The sequence below is a fragment of the Puerhibacterium puerhi genome, assembly GCF_009846865.1.
GTDB lineage: Bacteria > Actinomycetota > Actinomycetes > Actinomycetales > Cellulomonadaceae > Puerhibacterium > Puerhibacterium puerhi.
On the sequence record NZ_WUWN01000030.1, the window covers coordinates 15,290 to 33,912 of the forward strand.

16 protein-coding genes and 1 pseudogene are annotated in these 18,623 nt (G+C 73.5%); 8 read left to right on the forward strand and 9 right to left on the reverse strand.

Going from position 1 to position 18,623, the window contains the following annotated elements; genetic code table 11:
• The first annotated feature begins 22 nt into the window (after positions 1-22).
• The 5 genes from GSF02_RS14025 to GSF02_RS14045 all read left to right on the forward strand — a co-directional run bounded on the left by GSF02_RS14025 (position 23) and on the right by GSF02_RS14045 (position 5,682).
• Complete coding sequence (locus tag GSF02_RS14025) at positions 23-940, forward strand: polysaccharide deacetylase family protein (RefSeq protein WP_159797566.1); 918 nt, start codon at positions 23-25, stop codon at positions 938-940.
• 105 nt (positions 941-1,045) lie between these two features.
• On the forward strand, positions 1,046-1,864 hold the full coding sequence (locus GSF02_RS14030; protein ID WP_159797568.1) for a polysaccharide deacetylase family protein: 819 nt from the start codon (positions 1,046-1,048) through the stop codon (positions 1,862-1,864).
• A 190-nt stretch (positions 1,865-2,054) separates the two neighbouring features.
• Positions 2,055-3,086 carry an ABC transporter substrate-binding protein gene (locus GSF02_RS14035; RefSeq protein WP_159797570.1) on the forward strand — a complete coding sequence of 344 codons (1,032 nt, stop codon included), beginning with the start codon at positions 2,055-2,057 and terminating at the stop codon, positions 3,084-3,086.
• Between the two features lie 96 nt (positions 3,087-3,182).
• The gene (locus tag GSF02_RS14040; RefSeq protein WP_268892892.1) at positions 3,183-4,271 is read left to right on the forward strand and encodes an oxidoreductase; all 1,089 of its coding nucleotides are present in this window, start codon (positions 3,183-3,185) and stop codon (positions 4,269-4,271) included.
• A 13-nt stretch (positions 4,272-4,284) separates the two neighbouring features.
• Complete coding sequence (locus GSF02_RS14045; RefSeq protein WP_201308938.1) at positions 4,285-5,682, forward strand: amidase; 1,398 nt, start codon at positions 4,285-4,287, stop codon at positions 5,680-5,682.
• Between the two features lie 233 nt (positions 5,683-5,915).
• On the opposite strand, the gene GSF02_RS14050 is transcribed toward GSF02_RS14045, so the two are convergent.
• The 5 genes from GSF02_RS14050 to ctaE form a co-directional block, all read right to left on the reverse strand.
• A complete protein-coding gene (locus GSF02_RS14050) occupies positions 5,916-6,545 on the reverse strand; it encodes a superoxide dismutase (RefSeq protein ID WP_159797574.1) in 630 nt (209 codons plus the stop codon).
• A 212-nt stretch (positions 6,546-6,757) separates the two neighbouring features.
• Positions 6,758-8,461, reverse strand: a complete 1,704-nt coding sequence (qcrB, locus tag GSF02_RS14055; protein WP_159797576.1) for a cytochrome bc1 complex cytochrome b subunit — start codon at positions 8,459-8,461, stop codon at positions 6,758-6,760.
• Positions 8,458-9,513: a cytochrome bc1 complex Rieske iron-sulfur subunit gene (qcrA, locus tag GSF02_RS14060; protein ID WP_159797578.1), complete on the reverse strand. Its 1,056-nt coding sequence runs from the start codon at positions 9,511-9,513 to the stop codon at positions 8,458-8,460. Before qcrA ends, qcrB begins: the two co-directional genes overlap by 4 nt.
• Positions 9,510-10,289 carry a cytochrome bc1 complex diheme cytochrome c subunit gene (gene qcrC / locus GSF02_RS14065; protein WP_159797580.1) on the reverse strand — a complete coding sequence of 260 codons (780 nt, stop codon included), beginning with the start codon at positions 10,287-10,289 and terminating at the stop codon, positions 9,510-9,512. Before qcrC ends, qcrA begins: the two co-directional genes overlap by 4 nt.
• A 73-nt stretch (positions 10,290-10,362) precedes the next feature.
• A complete protein-coding gene (gene ctaE / locus GSF02_RS14070) occupies positions 10,363-11,010 on the reverse strand; it encodes an aa3-type cytochrome oxidase subunit III (RefSeq protein ID WP_235915580.1) in 648 nt (215 codons plus the stop codon).
• Between the two features lie 249 nt (positions 11,011-11,259).
• Between ctaE and GSF02_RS14075 the strand changes: the two genes are divergently transcribed.
• Both GSF02_RS14075 and trpD read left to right on the forward strand, forming a co-directional pair.
• A complete protein-coding gene (locus GSF02_RS14075) occupies positions 11,260-11,682 on the forward strand; it encodes a response regulator transcription factor (protein WP_159797582.1) in 423 nt (140 codons plus the stop codon).
• Between the two features lie 146 nt (positions 11,683-11,828).
• On the forward strand, positions 11,829-12,851 hold the full coding sequence (trpD, locus tag GSF02_RS14080) for an anthranilate phosphoribosyltransferase (RefSeq protein WP_159797598.1): 1,023 nt from the start codon (positions 11,829-11,831) through the stop codon (positions 12,849-12,851).
• Between the two features lie 69 nt (positions 12,852-12,920).
• On the opposite strand, the gene GSF02_RS14085 is transcribed toward trpD, so the two are convergent.
• The 3 genes from GSF02_RS14085 to GSF02_RS14095 form a co-directional block, all read right to left on the reverse strand.
• Positions 12,921-13,202 (reverse strand): Lrp/AsnC family transcriptional regulator, encoded by a 282-nt coding sequence (locus GSF02_RS14085; RefSeq protein ID WP_159797584.1) that lies wholly within the window; start codon positions 13,200-13,202, stop codon positions 12,921-12,923.
• On the reverse strand, positions 13,196-14,995 hold the full coding sequence (locus GSF02_RS14090; RefSeq protein ID WP_159797586.1) for a DEDD exonuclease domain-containing protein: 1,800 nt from the start codon (positions 14,993-14,995) through the stop codon (positions 13,196-13,198). Before GSF02_RS14090 ends, GSF02_RS14085 begins: the two co-directional genes overlap by 7 nt.
• Before the next feature lie 80 nt (positions 14,996-15,075).
• On the reverse strand, positions 15,076-16,899 hold the full coding sequence (locus GSF02_RS14095; protein WP_159797588.1) for an AMP-dependent synthetase/ligase: 1,824 nt from the start codon (positions 16,897-16,899) through the stop codon (positions 15,076-15,078).
• Between the two features lie 292 nt (positions 16,900-17,191).
• On the opposite strand from GSF02_RS14095, the gene GSF02_RS14100 reads away from it, so the two are divergent.
• Positions 17,192-18,136: an ROK family glucokinase gene (locus tag GSF02_RS14100; RefSeq protein ID WP_159797590.1), complete on the forward strand. Its 945-nt coding sequence runs from the start codon at positions 17,192-17,194 to the stop codon at positions 18,134-18,136.
• Positions 18,137-18,247: 111 nt separating this feature from the next.
• Here the strand turns inward: GSF02_RS14100 and GSF02_RS14105 are convergent.
• Positions 18,248-18,623, reverse strand: a pseudogene (locus GSF02_RS14105) (hypothetical protein); the annotation flags it as partial.

Genomic DNA, 18,623 nt, shown 5'->3' on the forward strand with positions numbered 1-18,623 from the left:
ACAGCCCCGAGAGGACTCCGCCATGATCACCGTCGCCGAGCGCGCCCCGTACCTGCCGGCCGTCGACCGCCCGCGGATCACCTGGCCGGGCGACGCCCGCATCGCCGTGTGGGTCGCGCCCAACATCGAGCACTACGAGCTCACGCCGCCGGCCACGAGCGCGGGCCGCGACCCGTGGCCGCGCATGCCGCACCCCGACGTCCAGCAGTACGCCTACAAGGACTACGGCAACCGGGTGGGCACGTGGCGCTTCGCCGACGCCTGCGACGACTACGGCGTGCGCTGCACGGTGTCGCTGAACATGGCGGTGATGGACCACTTCCCGGAGATCCGCGACCTGATCGTGGAGCGCGGCTGGGACGTCATGAGCCACGGGATCTACAACACCCGGTACTCCTACGAGCTGTCCCCCGAGGAGGAGGCCGCCTGGCTCGACGACACGATCGCGTCGCTGCGCCGGCACACCGGACGCACCCTGCGGGGCATGCTCGGCCCGTCGATCTCCGCCACCGAGCGCACGCCCGACCTGATGGCCGAGCGCGGGCTGGTCTACCACGCGGACTGGGTGCACGACGACGTCCCGGTGCCCCTGCGCACCGAGACCGGTCGGCTGTGCTCGGTGCCGTACTCGATCGAGCTCAACGACGTACCGCTGTTCGGTGCCCACCACGACGGGGCGTACTTCGAGCAGATCTGCCGCCGGCAGTTCGACCGGCTGTACGCCGAGGGCGGCAAGGTCATGTGCCTCGCGCTGCACCCGTACCTCATCGCGCAGCCTCACATGATCGGCCACCTGCGCGCCGTGCTGCGGTACATCACCGGGCACGACGGCGTCTGGATGGCCACGGCCGACGAGATCGCCACCCACTACCTCGACCACCACCACGACGCGGACGTGACGCACGCGCGCGAGCTCGCCGCCGCGACGAAGGGAGCCTGAGCGATGCCCGCCGACCGCCGCCCCGGACCTGACCACCCGCACCACCCCTGGTCGCCGTTGCCGGCACGCCCGCCGCTGCGATGGTCGTCGGGCGCCCCGCTCGCGATGAGCGTCCTCGTGGTGCTCGAGCACTTCGAGGTGAACGCGCCCGCCGAGGCGGTCCGCTCGGCCTGGCTCGGCGGCGGGCTCGGCGCCCGCCCGTACCCGGACGTGCTGCGCTACGCCCACCGCCAGTACGGCCACCGGGTCGGCATCTTCCGCGTCCTGGACGCGCTGGAGGCGGTCGGCGCCCCGGCGAGCGTCGCGATCGACGCCATGACGGCGGAGGCGTACCCCTGGCTCGTGCGGCACGTGCTGGACCGCGGCGTGGAGCCGGTGGCCCACGGCATCGCAGTGACGCGGTCGATCTCCAGCCGCATGACGGCGGCGCAGGAGCGCGCCTACATCGCGGAGTCGCTGGACCGCCTGGAGGCGGCGCTGGGCGTGCGGCCGACCGGGTGGATGGGGCCGGAGCACGGGGAGTCCGAGCGCACCCCGCGCCTGCTGGCGGAGGCGGGCGTGAGGTACGTGTGCGACTGGCCGAACGACGAGCAGCCGTACGCCATGACCGTGCCGCAGGGCGACCTGGTCTCGCTGCCGCCGATGCTCGAGTACGACGACAGCTTCGCCCTGAGCCACCGCAAGATGCTGCCTGACTCCTACGGGGCGATGGTGCGGGCCGGTATCGACCAGCTCGTGGTCGACGGGGCGGCCTCGGCCCGCCACCTGCTGCTGACGGTCCGCCCCTGGCTCATCGGCCAGCCGTTCCGCATCGGCACGCTCGAGGCCGTCCTGGCCCACGCCGCGGCCAGCGACGTCTGGTTCGCGACCACCGGCGAGGTCGCCGCCGACTTCCGCCGCCAGGCCCCTGCGCACGCTGCCTGAGCCCCGCACCCGCGTGCGGTTTACACGAGCACCGTCCTCCGAGGCCGTCCGGTCACAGACCGGAAACGAAGCAGGGCCCCGCCCGAAACAGCACCTTCACCGCCGCGAAAGGCGTACCGATCAGGCTCGGGGCATCGCCTCCCGGCCGCCGGCCACGCCGACCGCGCCTCCCACCGTCCCAAGGAGCACCATGAAGACCTCCCGCACCCTCGCCTCCGGCGCCGCGCTGGCCATGGCCGCGGCGATCACGCTGACGGCCTGCGGCAGCAGCAGCGCCGCTGGTGACGACGTCCCCGAGCCGGTCGCGTCGATCGACGTCGGCGTCGCGCCGGACTTCTTCTACACCCACCTGTACTTCGCGGTGGAGAAGGGCTTCTTCGCGCAGCAGGGCATCGACGCCAAGCTCACCGAGTACCCGTCGGGGTCCGAGGCCACCGAGGCGATCAACGCCGGCCAGAACGACCTGACGAGCACCACGGCGACCACCATCGCCTCGCTGGCGGGCAAGGACGCGCCGGCCAAGGCCATCGGCGCCAACCTCGTCGGCCACGGCTGGTACGGGATCGTCGGCTCGCAGGAGCTGGGCGACGTCGACTCGATCGACGACCTCGAGGGCGTCTCGGTGGCCGCTCAGGCCAAGACGGTGCTCGACATGCACGTGCGCCAGTTCCTCGCCTCGCACGACAAGACCGTCGACTTCGTCGACTACCAGGACGTCAAGACGGCCCAGCTGCTCACGGGACTCACGCGTGGTGACTTCCAGGCCGCCTCGATGTGGGAGCCGAACGTCACCAAGGCCGTCGCGAGCATCCCCGGGGCGAGCGTCGTCCTGGACAGCGAGGACGTCATGGACGTGCGCGGCTACCTCATCTCCAGCCCTGACGTGTACGAGAACCAGGACGTGGCGAACCGCGTGCTGACGGCCGTGTCCAACACCATCGACTGGATGAACGAGCACCCCGAGGAGGTGCTCGAGAAGGCCATGGACAACAGCGGGCTGACCGACGAGGAGCTCGCCTCGACGGTGCAGGGCAAGATCACCTACGCGATGTCCGGCTTCACCCCGGAGCACGAGGCCGAGATCCAGAGCGCGGCCGAGTTCTTCAGCTCCGAGGGCGTCATCGACGCCGAGCCGGAGGCGGCTCAGGAGGCCTACCTCCCCGAGGTCTACGACGCGTGGGCGTCGTTCGAGGCCTCGGCCTCGCCGGCGGCGGGCGAGTAGCCCGTGACCGTCCAGCAGGTCCGGGGCACCACCCCGAGCACCGCGGCGGGGCCGGCCACGGCCGGCCCCGCTCCGGGTCCTTCGCTCCTCGACCCCATCTCCCTGCGTGGCGTCACCGCCCGAAACCGGGTGTGGCTGTCGCCCATGTGCATGTACGCCTGTGGCGACCGCGACGGGCGCGTCGGCGACTTCCACCTCGTGCACTACGGCGCGGTCGCGCTCGGCGGGGCGGGGCTGCTGGTGACCGAGGCCACCGCCGTCAGCCCGCGCGGTCGGGTCACCCCGTACGACGCCGGGCTGTGGTCCGACGACCAGGTCGCCCCCTGGCGGCGGGTGACCGACTTCGTGCACGGCGCCGGGGCGCGCATCGTCAGCCAGCTGGCCCACGCCGGCCGCAAGGGTGGCAAGTACGCCAACCTGCCGGGCGACGCCGTCGGCGGCGGCACGATCCCGCTCGCCGAGGGCGGGTGGCCGCTGCTGGGCGCCAGCGGCGCCGCGTTCGGTCGCTTCTCCGCCCCACGGCGCGCCACCGACGCCGACCTGCGGCAGGTGGTCGCCGACTTCGCCGACGCGGCCCGGCGTGCCGAGGCCGCCGGGTTCGACGGCGTCGAGCTGCACGCGGCGCACGGCTACCTGCTGCACGAGCTGCTGTCGCCGCTGACCAACGACCGTGACGACGCCTGGGGCGGGGACCGGGCGGGCCGCGAGCGGCTGCTGCTCGAGACGGTCGACGCGGTTCGCGCGGCACTGCCCGACGACAAGGTGCTGCTGGTGCGCCTCTCGGCGGCCGACGGTGCCGACGGCGGAGCGACCCACGAGGACACCGCCGACCTGGCGCGGCGGCTGGCCGACCGCGGCGTCGACCTCGTCGACTGCTCGTCCGGCGGCCTGCTCGCGGGCGTGGAGTACGTCCCGTCCCCGGGCTACCAGGTGCCCGGCGCGGCGGCTGTGCGGGCGGCCGGCGTGCCGGCCGGCGCGGTGGGCCTCATCAGCGACCCCCACCACGCCGAGGCAGTGGTGAGTGCCGGCCACGCGGACGTCGTCCTGCTGGGCCGCGAGCTGCTGCGCGACCCGCACTGGGCGCGGCGGGCCGCGGTCGTGCTGGACCGCCCGGGCGCGGTGGCGCCGCCGCCGCGCTACCACCGGGCCTGGCGGGACGCGCAGAGCCGACCCTTCGGAACATGACAGGAGCACCCACGTGACCCAGACGACCGAGCCGACAGACGGGCTGACCGCCGGGCCGGCCGGGGCGGCACCGACCGCCCCGAACGCCCTGGACGCCACCGCCGTCGCCGCCGCCGTGCGAGCGGGGACGCTGACCGTGCGGGAGGTGGCCGAGGCGGTGCTCGCTCGGTACGCCGCCCGTGACGGCGACGTGCGCGCCTGGGCGCACCTGGACCCGGCGCAGGTGCTAGCCGCCGCCGACACCCTCGACGCGGCGCCGGTCAAGGGGCCGCTGCACGGCGTGCCCGTGGGCGTCAAGGACGTCATCGCCACAAAGGACATGCCCACCGAGCACGCCACGGCGCGCTACGCCGGGTCGCGGCCCGGCGTCGACGCGGCGTGCGTCGACGTCCTGCGGGCCGCCGGGGCGCTGCTCGTGGGCAAGACGACGACCACCGAGTTCGCCGCCACCAGCGTGGGCGGCCCGACCCGCAACCCGCACGACCCGGGCCGTACGCCGGGCGGGTCGTCCAGCGGGTCGGGCGCGGCGGTCGCCGACCTGCAGTGCGCCGTGGCGCTGGGCACCCAGACCGGTGGCTCGACCATCCGTCCCGGGTCCTTCAACGGCGTCTACGCCTGGAAACCGACCTGGAACAGCATCAGCCGCGAGGGCCTGAAGATGTACTCGGCCACGTGCGACACCGTCGGCCTCTACGCCCGCTCAGCACGCGATCTGGAGCTGCTGGCCGGCCTGTTCCGGATCGAGCCGGCACCCGCGCCGGCGACGCTCGCCGGGGCGCGGGTGGGCGTGTGCCGCACGCCCGAGTGGCGCTCGGCCGGTCCGGCCACCCGCGACGCGCTGGCCGCGGCCGCTGACGCCCTGCGCGACGCCGGCGCCGAGGTGGTCGACCTGGCGCTGCCGGACTGGTTCGACGGGCTGTACCCCGCCCACCGCGCGATCCTGCGCCGCGAGGGCCGCTCGGCGTTCCTCAACGAATACCTCACCACCCCCGACCTGCCGCCGTTCTTCCGGGACGTGGTCGAGGGCCGGGCCGGGGTCGACATGAACGGGCGGCCGGCGCCCGACCTCACGGTCGACGACTACCGGGCGGCGTACGCCCTGGCGGACCGGGCGCGTGCCGCGTTCGACGAGATCGCCGCCGGGTTCGACGTGGTCCTCACCCCGAGCACCACGGGCGAGGCGCCCGAGGGACTCGAGAGCACAGGGAGCTCCGTGTTCAACTCGATGTGGACGCTGCTGCAGGTCCCCGTCGTCAACGTGCCCGGCCTGGTGGGGCCGGCCGGCATGCCGGTGGGCGTGTCGCTCGTGGCGCGCCGGTACGACGACCGCCGTGCGATCGGCTTCGCCGGCCTGCTGGGCGAGCGCCTGGCCGCGGCGGCGGGGGAGCGTGCGGCGGCCGTGCCCGCCTGACGACCTCGTTGTGGGTACGGAACACGCCGGCAGTTCCGAGAATCCGCCGGCGTGTTCCGTACCCAGAACATGGACGGGAGAGGGGCCGGGCCCCGGCGAGCCGTGGAGCACGCCGCCCCGCCCCGCGGGGGTCCGGGGGCCGCCCGGGTCCCACATGGGCCGGGCGGGGGCCCGGCCCCCGGCGCGCGGGCCGCGCCGGGGCCCGGCCCCTCGTGGTGCGTCTGCGCGCCGGGTCAGACCGTCGGGACGATCAGGCCGGCGGTCTGCGACTTCGCACGGGCGAGGCGCTGCTCCGCGTCGGCCCAGTTGACGACGTTCCACCACGCCGAGATGTAGTCGGCACGCACGTTCTGGTAGTCCAGGTAGTACGCGTGCTCCCAGCAGTCGAGCAGGACGATCGGCACGAGGCCGAGCGCGATGTTGCTCTGCTGGTCGTAGAGCTGCACGATGATCAGCTTCTGGCCGATGGAGTCCCAGGCGAGGATGGCCCAGCCCGAGCCCTGCACACCGGCGGCGACGGCGGTGAAGTGCGCCTTGAACTTCTCGAACGAGCCGAAGTTCTCGGCGATGGCCGCGGCGATCTCGCCGGTCGGCTCGCCGCCGCCCTCGGGGGAGAGGTTCGTCCAGAACGCCGAGTGGTTGACGTGGCCGCCGAGGTTGAACGCGAGGTTCTTCTCGTGCAGGTTCACCGCGGCGAGGTCGCCCTTGTCGCGCGCCTCCTCGAGCTTCTCCAGCGCGGTGTTCGCGCCGGTGACGTACGCCTGGTGGTGCTTGGAGTGGTGCAGCTCCATGATCCGGCCCGAGATGTGGGGCTCGAGCGCACCGTAGTCGTAGGTCAGGTCAGGGAGCGTGTAGACAGCCATCAACTTCCTCCTGGATCAGGCCGGCCGTCACGGTGGCGGCCGGCGGGGAGCGCCGTCGTCCGGGCCCGGGCGTGCCCGGGGCAGGGGCGGGGCGCACAGCGGGGGGCCGTCGTCGTGGACGGCCAGGTCACCAAGGACGACGATGACCCGCGCCGCGACCTTCCACAAGCGGGAAGACCGTGACGCGGGTCACCGTCATGACACGGGAGCGATCAGCGCGCCCGCCGGCTGCCGCCTGCGGTCACCGCCGGCGCGGCGGCCGGGGCGGCCGCGAGCTCGTCGTGCTCGCCGTGCGAGTGCGCGGCGGCGAGCTCGGCGGGCGTGACCGGCTCGACGCGGTCCTCGAAGAAGAACCGCGAGAGGCGCTGCCAGCGGCGGTCGCTCTTGTAGCCCCGGCGCTTGACGCCGCGGCCGTCCGTCGCGGGCGCGATCTCGAGCGGCCGGTGCGCCTCGTAGTTGACGCGCAGCCAGCGCTCCTCGTCGCTCAGCGGGGTGTGGACCTCGATGTACTCGCCGTTGGCGAACCGGACGATGCGGCCCGACTCGTGCCCGTGGAGCACCATCTCGCGGTCCTTGCGCTGCAGGCCCAGGCAGATGCGCTTGGTGACCCAGAACGCGAACACCGGCCCGACGAAGAACAGCACGCGCAGCACCCAGGTGATGGAGTTGAGCGACATGTCGAAGAACAGCGCGAGGAGGTCGTTCGAGCCGGCCACCGCGAGGATGATGAACTCCGTCAGGAAGGCGACGCCCAGCGCGGTGCGCACCGGGACGTTGCGCGGCCGGTCGAGCACGTGGTGCTCGCGGTGGTCGCCCGTCACCTTGGCCTCGACGAACGGGTACACGAAGAGGAACGTGAACAGGATGCCCGGGACGACGACGGCGGGGATCAGGACGTTCAGCGACACGGTGTAGTCGCCCCACGTGACGAACTCCGCGAAGCCCGGCATCAGACGGAGCGAGCCCTCGAGGAACAGCATGTACCAGTCGGGCTGCGCGCCGGCCGACACGGGGGAGGGGTCGTACGGCCCGTAGTTCCAGATGTTGTTGATCGACATCGTGCCGCCCATGAGGGCCAGCACGGCGAAGACCAGGAAGAAGTTGCCGCCCATCTTCGCGATGTACACGGGGAACATCGGGTAGCCGACCACGTTCTTGTCGGTGCGGCCACCGCCCGGGTACTGCGTGTGCTTGTGCAGCACCATGAGGAACAGGTGCAGGCCGATGAGCGCGAGCAGCAGCGCCGGGATGAGCAGGATGTGGACCGTGAACAGGCGGGCGATGATGTGCTCGCCGGGGAACTCGCCGCCGAAGATGAAGTACGACAGGTACGAGCCGATCACCGGGATCGACTTGACCACGCCGTCGGCGATGCGCAGGCCGTTGCCGGAGAGCACGTCGTCGGGCAGGGAGTAGCCGGAGAAGCCGGCCAGCAGGCCGAGGATCATCAGCAGGCAGCCGACGAGCCAGTTCAGCTCGCGCGGCTTGCGGAAGGCGCCGGTGAAGAACACGCGCATCATGTGCACCACGATCGACGCCATGAAGACGAGCGCGGACCAGTGGTGGATCTGGCGCATCAGCAGGCCGCCGCGGACCTCGAACGACAGGTCGACGGTCGACGCGAACGCCACCGACATGAGCTGACCCTGCAGCTGCTCCGGCCCGTTGCCGTGGTAGGTCACCAGCGCCATGGACGGCTGGAAGAACAGGGCGATGAACACGCCCGTGATCAGCAGGACGACGAACGAGAAGAGCGCGATCTCGCCCAGCATGAAGGACCAGTGGTCCGGGAAGATCTTGCGCGCGAACTCCTTGACCGCCACGCCGATCGACGTCCGCTGGTCGAGGTAGTCCGCGGCCTTGCCCGCCCTCGTCGTCGGCGCGGCAGGGCGCTTGCTCGCGGTGGTGGTGCTCACTTGAGGCGCTCCCAGTAGCTCGGGCCGATCGGCTCGTCGAAGTCGTCCTCAGCCACGAGGTACCCCTCGTCGTCGACCGTGATCGGCAGCTGGGGCAGCGGACGCTTCGCCGGGCCGAAGACCACCTTGGCGCCGTCCGAGATGTCGAACGTCGACTGGTGGCAGGGGCACAGGAGGTGGTGGGTCTGCTGCTCGTACAGGGCGACGGGGCAGCCCACGTGAGTGCAGATCTTCGAGTACGCGACGATGCCCTGGTACGAAGCACCCTCGCGGTGGTCGGACTTGAGGTCCGCGGGGTCGAGGCGGACGAGGAGCACGACGGCCTTGGCCTTCTCCGTGATCCACTCCTCGGTCTGCCGCTCCTCCTCGGGCACGTCCGGGATGACGTGTGCGACGGAGCCGATGGTGAGGTCGGCGGCCTTGATGAGCCGGCCGCTGGGGTCGTACGCGAGGCGACGGCCCTTGGTCCACAGCGTGTGGCGGAAGGACGAGACGTTCCAGTCGCCGCCCACCGAGCTGACCAGCGGCACGGCGATCGTCAGCGGGAAGAGCGCGAGGGCCGAGACCACGGCGCCCTTGAGCACGCCGCGGCGGGCGATGCCGGAGTCGTTGGCGCCCTGCTGGAGCGCGGCGACGGCGACCTCGCGGTTCTCCGGCGACGTCGCGGTCGGGTGGCGCTCGTCGATGTACTCGTGGTTCGACATCAGCGCCTTGGCCCAGTGGATCGCCGCGACGGCGATGCCCAGGAGCGAGACGCCGAGGCCGATGCCGAGCAGCTGGGTCGACAGGCGCGTGCCCTCGACGGTGCCGTCCGGGCGGACGGCGAAGTACGCGACGAGCGACGCGATGGTGCCGAGGCAGGAGATCCCGAAGAGGATCGCCACGGTGCGCTCGGCGCGCTTGGCCGCCTTGGGGTCGACGTCGGTCAGGCGCGGCTTGTGCTCCGGGACCCCCGGGTCCGGGAAGCGGTCGCTCTGGACGAGGTCGCCGTTGCCGCCGGCGCGCTCGAGGCCGGAAGAGGAGTTGTTCACGGGGTTCTTGCTCTCGCTCACGAGGACTTGGCTCCGATCCACACCGAGCCGGCGATCAGCAGGCCGATGCCGACGATCCACGCCCACAGACCCTCGGCCACCGGGCCGATGCCGCCGAGCTCGAAGCCGCCGGCCGAGCCCTGCTTCTGGTCCTCGAGGTAGGCGATGATGTCGCGCTTGTCCTCAGGGGTGATGTTGGCGTCGTTGAACACCGGCATCGACTGCGGGCCGGTCAGCATGGCCTGGTAGATGTTGCGGGGCGAGGTGTCACGCAGGGAGGGCGCGTGCTTGCCCTCGGACAGCGCACCGCCGGCGCCGACGGCGTTGTGGCACATCGCGCAGTTCGTGCGGAACAGCTCGAGGCCGTTCGCCGAGTCGCCCAGGGCCGGGTCGACCTGCTCGTCGGTCGGGATGGCCGGGCCGGCGCCGAGCGAGGCGACGTAGGCGGCCAGCGCGGCGGTCTGCTCCTCGTCCATCTGCGGCGGCTTGGCCGCGGCCTGCGGGCCGTTCATCTGCATGGGCATGCGGCCGGTCGAGACCTGGAAGTCGACAGCCGCGGCGCCCACGCCGACCAGCGACGGCGCCTCGGACGTGCCCTCGGCGTTGGGGCCGTGGCACGTGGCGCAGTTCGCCTGGAACAGCTTCTTGCCGGTCTCGATGTCCGCGGTGCTGGCGGTCTCGGCCTTGGCCGAGCTCGGTGCGAGAACGGCGTAGACGCCGCCCGTGACCAGCAGCGCCAGCAGCAGAAGCACGACCGGGGCGAACCGGTGGTGCCTGCGGGCGGCGAGTGCCTTCACGAAATGAACCTCGTCTCGTGGCGTTGGTGGGTCGGTAGGTTCGTCCGGCAGCGGCCTCGCCGCCGGGCGGAGGTCACTTCAGCAGGTAGATGACGCAGAACAGCGCGATCCACACGACGTCGACGAAGTGCCAGTAGTAGGACGTGACGATCGCGGTGGTGGCCTCGTGGTGGCCGAACCGGCGGGCGGCGAAGGAGCGGCCCAGCAGGAAGAGGAAGGCGACCAGGCCGCCGACCACGTGCAGGCCGTGGAAGCCGGTCGTGAGGTAGAAGACCGAGCCGTACGGGCTGGAGGAGATGGTCAGGCCCTCGTGCACCAGCTCGGCGTACTCGAAGATCTGGCCGGCGATGAAGAAGGCGCCCATGAGGTAGGTCAGGGTCATCCACTCGTGCATGCCCCAGCCGCGGACGTTGAAGATCGAGCCGGTGCGCGAGGGCTGGAACTTCTCGGCCGCCCAGACGCCCATCTGGCAGGTCACCGAGGACAGGACCAGCACCGTCGAGTTGATGAAGGCGAACGTGAGGTTGAGCTTGCCCGACTGGGTCGCCCACTCCTCGGTCGGCATCACGGAGCGCACGGTGAAGTACATGGCGAACAGGCCGGCGAAGAACATCAGCTCGCTGGCCAGCCAGACGATCGTCCCGACCGACACGGGGTTCGGACGGTTGACGCTCACGTGCTGGTGGGCGGTGGGGGCAGCAGCCGTTGCGGTCGTGGACACGCAGCCATTATTGCCGACTCCGCCGACCGGTGAGGCACCGTAAACGGCGCGGGAGCAGGGAAAGTTCGGCGGATTTGGCGGTTTCTCGCGGTTGTGTCGCTCGATGCTGACACGCGACCGGAGAGTGCCAGTAAAAGACCACGCACCGGGCCTTCTCGTCCTGACACCTGTGTGCCACGATGCCAGCAAACTGCGGCCGCCCGGCCGGGGACGGCACGGGGCGGCGCCGTCGGCGACGAGGAGGTCGGGATGACGGACGTGAGCACCGCGGCGGTGCCGCGGGGGACCGGCGCGGCGGACGGGCCGCGGGTGCTGCTCTACAGCGACGACCGCTCGGTGCGCGAGCAGGTGCGGCTCGCCGTCGGCCCGCGGCTGCGGGCGCACGCCGCGCCCATCGACTGGGCGGAGGTGGCCACGCCGGCCGCCGTCGTCGCCGCGGTCGACCGCGCGGGCTGGGACCTGCTGGTGCTCGACGGCGAGGCGGACAAGGCCGGGGGCATGGGGCTGGCCCGTCAGCTGAAGAACGAGATCTACGAGTGCCCGCCGATCCTGGTCCTCACCGGCCGCGCGCAGGACGCTTGGCTAGCATCGTGGTCGCTCGCGGACGCCGTGGTGCCCCGGCCCCTCGACGCCCTCGAGCTGCAGCGCGCCGTGGCGGCGCTCCTGTCCTGACCGGCGCCCTCGCCGGCAGGCCGGGCGCGCGGCGAGCCCCGGCGCGCGCCACGACCACCCCGAGGGAAGGACCCGCGTTGTCCCAGCCGACCGCCGCACGCCCGAGCGCCGCGCCCACGCCGTCCGACCTCTCGTGGCCGGTGGTGATGAACCGGCTCGTCGCCGGGCAGGACCTCACCGCCGAGCAGGCGGCCTGGGCCATGGACGAGGTCATGGCCGGCGAGGTGGCGCCCGCGCGCCTCGCGGGGTTCCTCATGGGCCTGCGCGCCAAGGGCGAGACCGTCGACGAGCTGGCGGGCCTGGCGCGGTCGATGGTCCGGCACGCGACGCCGCTGGAGCACCGGGGCCGCGCCGTCGACATCGTCGGCACGGGCGGCGACCGCGCCCACACGGTGAACATCTCCACCATGGCGGCCGTGGTCGTGGCGGGCACGGGCGTGCGCGTGGTCAAGCACGGCAACCGCGCCGCGACGAGCTCGTCCGGGTCGGCCGACGTGCTCGAGGCGCTCGGCATCCGCCTCGACCACCCGCCGCGCCGGGTGGCGCAGATCGCCGCCGAGGCCGGCATCACGTTCTGCTTCGCGCAGGTCTTCCACCCGTCGATGCGGCACGCGGCGGTGGCGCGCAAGGAGCTGGCGGTCGCCACCGCGTTCAACTTCCTGGGGCCGCTCACCAACCCGGTGCGGCCGCAGGCGACCGCCGTCGGGTGCGCGGACGCGCGCATGGCGCCGCTCATGGCCGGCGTGTTCGCCGAGCAGGGCACCGACGCCCTGGTGTTCCGGGGCGACGACGGGCTCGACGAGCTCGCCGCGACCGGCGGTGCCACGGTCTGGGAGGTCCGCGGCGGCGTGGTGAGCGAGGCGCGGCTCGACGCCGCCGCCGAGCTCGGCCTGCGGCGCATCGAGGTCGCCGACCTGCGCGGCGGCGACGCCGCGCACAACGCCGGCGTGGCGCGCGACGTGCTGACGGGCGTCGACCGCGGGCCGGTGCGCGAGACGGTGCTGCTCAACGCGGCGGCGGCGCTCGTGGCCGACGCGACGCTGCCGGGCACCGGGAGCGGGAGCCTCGCCGAGCGGCTGGCCGCCGGCATCGACCTCGCGGCGCGCAGCGTCGACGACGGCGCGGCGGCCGCGGTGCTCGAGCGCTGGCGCGCGGCGTCGGCGCGCTGAGGGCGCGAGAGGCTGCCTTGGGCCGCGAGGGGCCGCACGCCTCGCGACGCGCCGGCGGGTCCCGGCGGGTCAGTCGTCGAGACCGAGGGCGAACGCCTGCTCGAGGTCCATGCTGGAGTAGGCCCGGAACGCGATGAGCGTCTCCGTGCGCACCACGCCGGGCACCTTCGAGATGCCGTCGGCGATCGCGTCGGCGAGCGCCTCGTGCTCGCGCACCCGCACCATCGCGACCAGGTCCGCCTTGCCGGTGACCGAGTAGACCTCGCTGACGCCCTTGAGGTTGGCCACCTGGGCCGCCACCTCGGGGATCCGGTCCGGTTCGGTGTCGATGAGCACGATCGCCGTCAGCATGGGGCCATGCTAGCCACCGCCGGCGCGGCCGCCGCGGGCGTCGCCTCGGCCGCCGTGACGCGGGCCCGGACCTCGCCGGAGACGCCGCCGAGGTCGGCGTGGGCGAGCGCCGAGCGCACCGGCACCGCCCACGGCTCGGAGGCGTGCACCAGCCGCACCCCCGGACGCTCGAGCCAGGCGATGACGAGCGCCGCCTCCTCCGGGTGGCAGGCCGGCGCGGGCGGGCACGGCGGCGCGACCACCTCGGCCGTCGCGCGCAGGGCGTCGACGACCGGCAGCGGGTCCTCGTCGCGCCCGGTGACCGCCGTGGCGGCCAGCCGGCCGTGGCGCACCACGACCAGCTCCCAGCCGCCGGCGTCGGTCGGCCGCGCCGCGACGAGCTCGGCGCAGCGCGCGAGCGGCGCCAGCCGCTGCGCGCGCCCGGCGCCCTGGACGTAGGACCGCAGGCGCGCGGTGACCTGGCCGGCCTCCTCGAAGCGCTCCTCGGCCGCCAGCCGCGCGATGCGCCCGGCAAGGGCGCGCACGACGGCGGACGGGTCGCTCTCGAGGGCGCGCGCGGCCGCGTCCGCCACGGCGGCGTACGCCGCGTCGGGCTCCGCGACGGCGGTGCACGGGGCCGAGCACCGACCCATCCCGGCGAGCGCGCACGGGCTGCCGGGCGTGCGCGAGACCAGCGGCAGGCGGGCGGTGCACTGCCGCAGGGGCAGGGCGTCGTGCAGCGCGTCGACCGCCTCCTGGGCGGTGCGGCGGGAGGTGAACGGCCCGATGTGCGCCGCCCCGGGCCGCACGTCCCGGACCACCGACAGCCGGGGGTACGCCTCGTCCGTCAGGCGCACCCACGACTGGCGCTCGGGGTGCTTGGAGCGGCGGTTGTACCGCGGCGCGTGCTCGGCGATGAGCCGCAGCTCGCGCACCGCCGCCTCCAGCGGGGTCGCGCACACGACCGGGGTGACGGCGTGGGCGATGCGGACCATCTCGGTCATGCGGCGGCGCTTCTCGGCGGCGGTGAAGTAGGAGCGCACGCGCTTGCGGATGTTGGTCGACGTGCCGACGTACAGCACCTCGTCCTTCGGCCCGCGGAACAGGTAGACCCCCGGCGCCTCGGGCAGGTCGTCGGCCAGGTGCCGCTTGCGCCGAACGTCGGGCGGCACGGGGTCGGCGGCCGTCGCCAGGTCCTCGAGGTGGGTGATGCCGAGCGGGCCGAGGCGCGCGAGCAGGGCGTGCAGCACGTCGACCGTGGCGCGCGCGTCGGCGAGCGCCCGGTGCTCCGGGGTCACCTGCGCCCGGAACAGCGCGGCGAGCGTCGAGAGCTTGTGGTTCGGCGCCTCGTCGCGGGTCACGACGCGGCGCGCGAGCGGCACCGTGTCCACCACGGGGAAGCCGGGCCAGTCGTAGCCGAGCTGCTCGCACGCCGCGCGCAGGAAGCCGACGTCGAACGGCGCGTTGTGCGCCACCAGCACCGCGCCGCGGGCCCACTCGAGGAAGCTGGGCAGCACGAGGGAGACGGGGGGAGCGGTGGCCACCATCGCCGTCGTGATGCCCGTCAGCCGGGCGACGAAGGCCGGCACGGGGCGACCGGGGTTGACGAGCGACTGGAACTCCCCGAGGACCTCCCCGCCGCGCACCTTGACCGCACCGATCTCGGTGATGCCGCCGTCGGCCGCCCGCGTGCCGGTGGTCTCGAGGTCGACGACGACGAAGGTGACGTCCTGCAGCGGGGTGCCCAGGTCCTCGAAGGAGGGCTGGACCACCTGCTGCCGCCCCTGCCGGGACGCGTCGGTGGTGCTCGTCATGGCCCCGGACGCTACGAGGCCCCACCGACACGCCCGGTCGCCGGGGGTGCCGGTGGGGCCGCGAGGCCGCGCGCGGGCCCCTAGAGGGTGTGCAGGGTGTCGCGGTCGTCGCCGGGGGCGTAGAGCCGCTCGACGTCCTGCGCGTAGTCCTTGAGCACCAGGTTCCGCTTGACCTTGAGCGACGGCGTCAGGTAGCCGTTCTCCACGGTGAAGTCGCAGGTCAGCACGGTGAACTTGCGGATCGACTCGGCGCGGGAGACCGCCGCGTTGGCCCGCGTGACGGCGGCGTCCAGCGCCGCGAGCACGTCGGGGTCGGTGGCCGCCTGGTCCACCGTCATCGCGGGCTTGCCCTGCATCGTCAGCCAGCCGGGCAGGCCCTCGGGGTCGAGGGTGATGAGGGCGCCGATGAACGGCTTGCCGTCGCCGACGACGACGCACTGGCTCACCAGCGCGTGGGCGCGGATGCGGTCCTCGAGCACCGCGGGCGCCACGTTCTTGCCGCCGGCGGTGACGATGATCTCCTTCTTGCGGCCCGTGATCCGCAGGAACCCGTCGTCGTCGAGCGAGCCGAGGTCGCCGGTGCGGAACCACTCGCCGTCGAACGCCTCGCGCGTGGCCTCGGCGTTGCCGTGGTAGCCGCGGAAGATGTGGTGGCCGCGCAGCAGGATCTCGCCGTCGGGCGCGATCCGGGCGGCGCAGCCGGGCAGCTGCAGCCCGACGGTGCCGATCCGCGTGCGCTCGGGCAGGTTCACGCAGGTCGGTGCCGTCGACTCGGTGAGGCCGTAGCCCTCGAGGATCTTCAGCCCGATGCCGCGGTAGAAGTGGCCCAGCCGCTCGCCGAGCGGGCCGCCGCCGGAGACGGCGTACCGCGCCTGCCCGCCGAGCACCGCCTTGAGCTTGCTGTACACCAGGGCGTCTGCGACCTTGTGCTGCAGGGTCAGCCACAGCGACGGGCCCGACGGCGTGTCCAGCGCCCGCGACCAGGCGATCGCCGTCGCCGCCGCCCAGTGGAAGATCCGCCCCTTGCCCTCGGTCGCCGCCTTCTGCTCGGCGGAGTTGTAGACCTTCTCGAACACCCGCGGCACGGCCAGGATGTACGTCGGCCGGAACGAGCCGAGGTCCGTGGTGAGCGTCTTGATGTCGGGCGCGTGGCCCAGCACCGTGCCGCTGGCCAGCGCGAGCACCTCGATGAAGCGGGCGAACACGTGCGCGAGCGGCAGGAACAGCAGCGTCCGGCCGCCCTCGGTGAACACCTCGGGCACGAACGCGACGGCGTTGCGGGCCAGCGACGCGAAGTTGCGGTGCGTGAGCTCGGCGCCCTTGGGCCGGCCGGTGGTGCCGGAGGTGTAGATGATCGTCGCGACGTCGTCGAGCGACGCGAGCGCGCGGCGCCGGGCGATCTCCTCGTCGGGCACGTCGCGGCCCGCCGCGACGACGTCGTCCAGGCCGCCGTCGTCGATGACGAGGACCTCCCGGCAGGACGGGGCCTCCGCCAGCACCTGCTCGACGACCGCCGCGTTCCCCTTGGTCTCGGCGAACAGCAGGGTCACGCCGGCGTCGGTGAGGATCCACTGGACCTGCTCGGCGCTCGAGGTCTCGTAGACCGGGACGGGGACGGCGCCGGCGGCCCAGATCGCGAAGTCGAGCAGCGTCCACTCGTAGCGCGTGCGGGACATGATCGCGACGGGGTCGCCGGGCTGGACGCCCTTCGCGACAAGGCCCTTGGCGACGGCCACGACGCGCGCGTCGAACTGGGCGACGGTGACCGGCTCCCACACCCCCGCGGCGTTCGGCACCTCGGCGAGGACGGCGTCGGGCGCGCTGGCGAGCCGGTCCGTGACGATGTCGTTGAGGTTCGACGACGTCGGCAGCTCGACGCGCAGGGGGGTGCTGATCTCGTCCATGACTGACTCCAGTGGCAGGTCCGGTCCGTGGCCGCCACGATACTCGGTCTCAGTCGTGCCTGTGACACCGGTCACCGCCGCGCCTACGTCGAGGACGACGGACCCCTTACCGCCCCCGGGTCGTCGCTCACGCGGCACCGCGGGGCGGTCGGGCGTCCGTCAGGTGCACATCACAGCACAGGCACTCTCGGCGGTCGATAGGCTGGGCGCGCGCTCGGGACGGCGACGCCCCGCAGCGAACAGCGCCGCCGCACAGCACGGCGGCCCCGATGACGAACGTGAGGTCGAGCGGATGCATGCGATCGGAGTCGACATCGGCGGCACGAAGATCGCCGTCGGTGTCGTGGACGAGGCGGGCCGGATCCTCGCCCAGGTCCGACGCGAGACCGAGGCCGACGACGTCGCGAGCATCGACCGCGCCATCGCCGACGCGTGCGCCGAGCTCGCCAAGGACTACGTGGTGGGCGCGATCGGCGTCGCGGCCGCGGGCTTCGTCAGCCCGGACCGCACGTCGGTGCTCTTCGCGCCCAACATCGCCTGGCGCGAGTACCCCCTGGCCGCGCGGCTGCGGTCGCTGCTGCACCTCGACGTGCCCGTCGTGGTGGAGAACGACGCGAACGCCGCCGGGTGGGCCGAGTTCCGCTTCGGCGCGGGGCGCGAGGCCACCGACATGCTGATGCTGACCATCGGCACGGGCCTGGGCGGCGCGATCGTCGTGGACCGCGAGCTGGTGCGCGGCAAGTGGGGCGTCGCCGCGGAGGTGGGCCACATGCGGGTCGTCCCCGGCGGGCACTACTGCGGCTGCGGGCACGAGGGCTGCTGGGAGCAGTACGCCTCGGGCAGCGCGCTCGTGCGCGACGCCCGCGCCGCCGTCGTCGCCCAGCCGCACCGGGCCGCCCGCCTGCTCGAGCTGTCCGGCGGCGACCGCGAGAAGCTCAAGGGCCCCCAGATCACCCAGGCCGCGCAGGAGGGCGACGAGCTCGCCGTCGACCTGCTGGCCAACCTCGGGCGCTGGATCGGGGAGGGTGCGGCGTCCGTCACCGCCCTGCTCGACCCGGAGCTCATCGTCGTCGGCGGCGGCGTGGCCGAGGCCGGCGACCTGCTCCTGACGCCGATCCGCAAGGGCTTCGAGGCGCAGCTGTCGGCGCTCGGCCACCGGCCGGTCGCGCAGATCGAGCTCGCCGAGCACGGCAACGAGGCCGGGATCGTCGGCGCCGCCGACCTCGCCCGGCGCTGACACCGGCGCCGGCGCTCACGCCGGACCGGCCGCCGCGTGGCGCCGTCTCCGGCGGCGGGTTCAGACGACGGCGGGGTCCGGACGACGGCGGGGTCCGGACGACGGCGGGGTTCAGACGACGGCGCCGGGCCCGTCGTCGGGGTCGCGGTGCTGCGGCATGCGCCACAGCAGCACGGCGACCGACGCCACGAAGACCACCACGCCGGCGCCGCCCAGCCACGCCGGCGTGGGCAGCGGCACGAACGCGCGCACCAGCAGGGCCAGGACGGCCAGGAGCGGCACGCCCGCCGCGCCCGCCCACGCGACCACCAGCAGGGGGTCGCGCGAGGACAGCACCGGGGGCGGCTCCGGCGGCGTGAAGTGGCTCTCGGCCTCCTCCAGCGCCTCGACCTCGGGCGTGACGGGCCAGTCGCGCGGCCCCGCGGGGCGAGGCGGCCGGGCGGCGCCGTCCGCGGCGGGGTCGCCCGGCGCGCGGCGGCCGCCGTCG

What these genes read in the sequence shown, in the direction of transcription:
- GSF02_RS14025 (WP_159797566.1), top strand. Translation starts at nt 23, where the DNA reads ATGATCACCGTCGCCGAGCGCGCCCCGTACCTGCCGGCCGTCGACCGC.
- GSF02_RS14030 (WP_159797568.1), top strand. Translation starts at nt 1,046, where the DNA reads ATGAGCGTCCTCGTGGTGCTCGAGCACTTCGAGGTGAACGCGCCCGCC.
- GSF02_RS14035 (WP_159797570.1), top strand. Translation starts at nt 2,055, where the DNA reads ATGAAGACCTCCCGCACCCTCGCCTCCGGCGCCGCGCTGGCCATGGCC.
- GSF02_RS14050 (WP_159797574.1), bottom strand. Translation starts at nt 6,545, where the DNA reads ATGGCTGTCTACACGCTCCCTGACCTGACCTACGACTACGGTGCGCTC.
- GSF02_RS14075 (WP_159797582.1), top strand. Translation starts at nt 11,260, where the DNA reads ATGACGGACGTGAGCACCGCGGCGGTGCCGCGGGGGACCGGCGCGGCG.
- trpD (WP_159797598.1), top strand. Translation starts at nt 11,829, where the DNA reads ATGAACCGGCTCGTCGCCGGGCAGGACCTCACCGCCGAGCAGGCGGCC.
- GSF02_RS14085 (WP_159797584.1), bottom strand. Translation starts at nt 13,202, where the DNA reads ATGCTGACGGCGATCGTGCTCATCGACACCGAACCGGACCGGATCCCC.
- GSF02_RS14090 (WP_159797586.1), bottom strand. Translation starts at nt 14,995, where the DNA reads ATGACGAGCACCACCGACGCGTCCCGGCAGGGGCGGCAGCAGGTGGTC.
- GSF02_RS14095 (WP_159797588.1), bottom strand. Translation starts at nt 16,899, where the DNA reads ATGGACGAGATCAGCACCCCCCTGCGCGTCGAGCTGCCGACGTCGTCG.
- GSF02_RS14100 (WP_159797590.1), top strand. Translation starts at nt 17,192, where the DNA reads ATGCATGCGATCGGAGTCGACATCGGCGGCACGAAGATCGCCGTCGGT.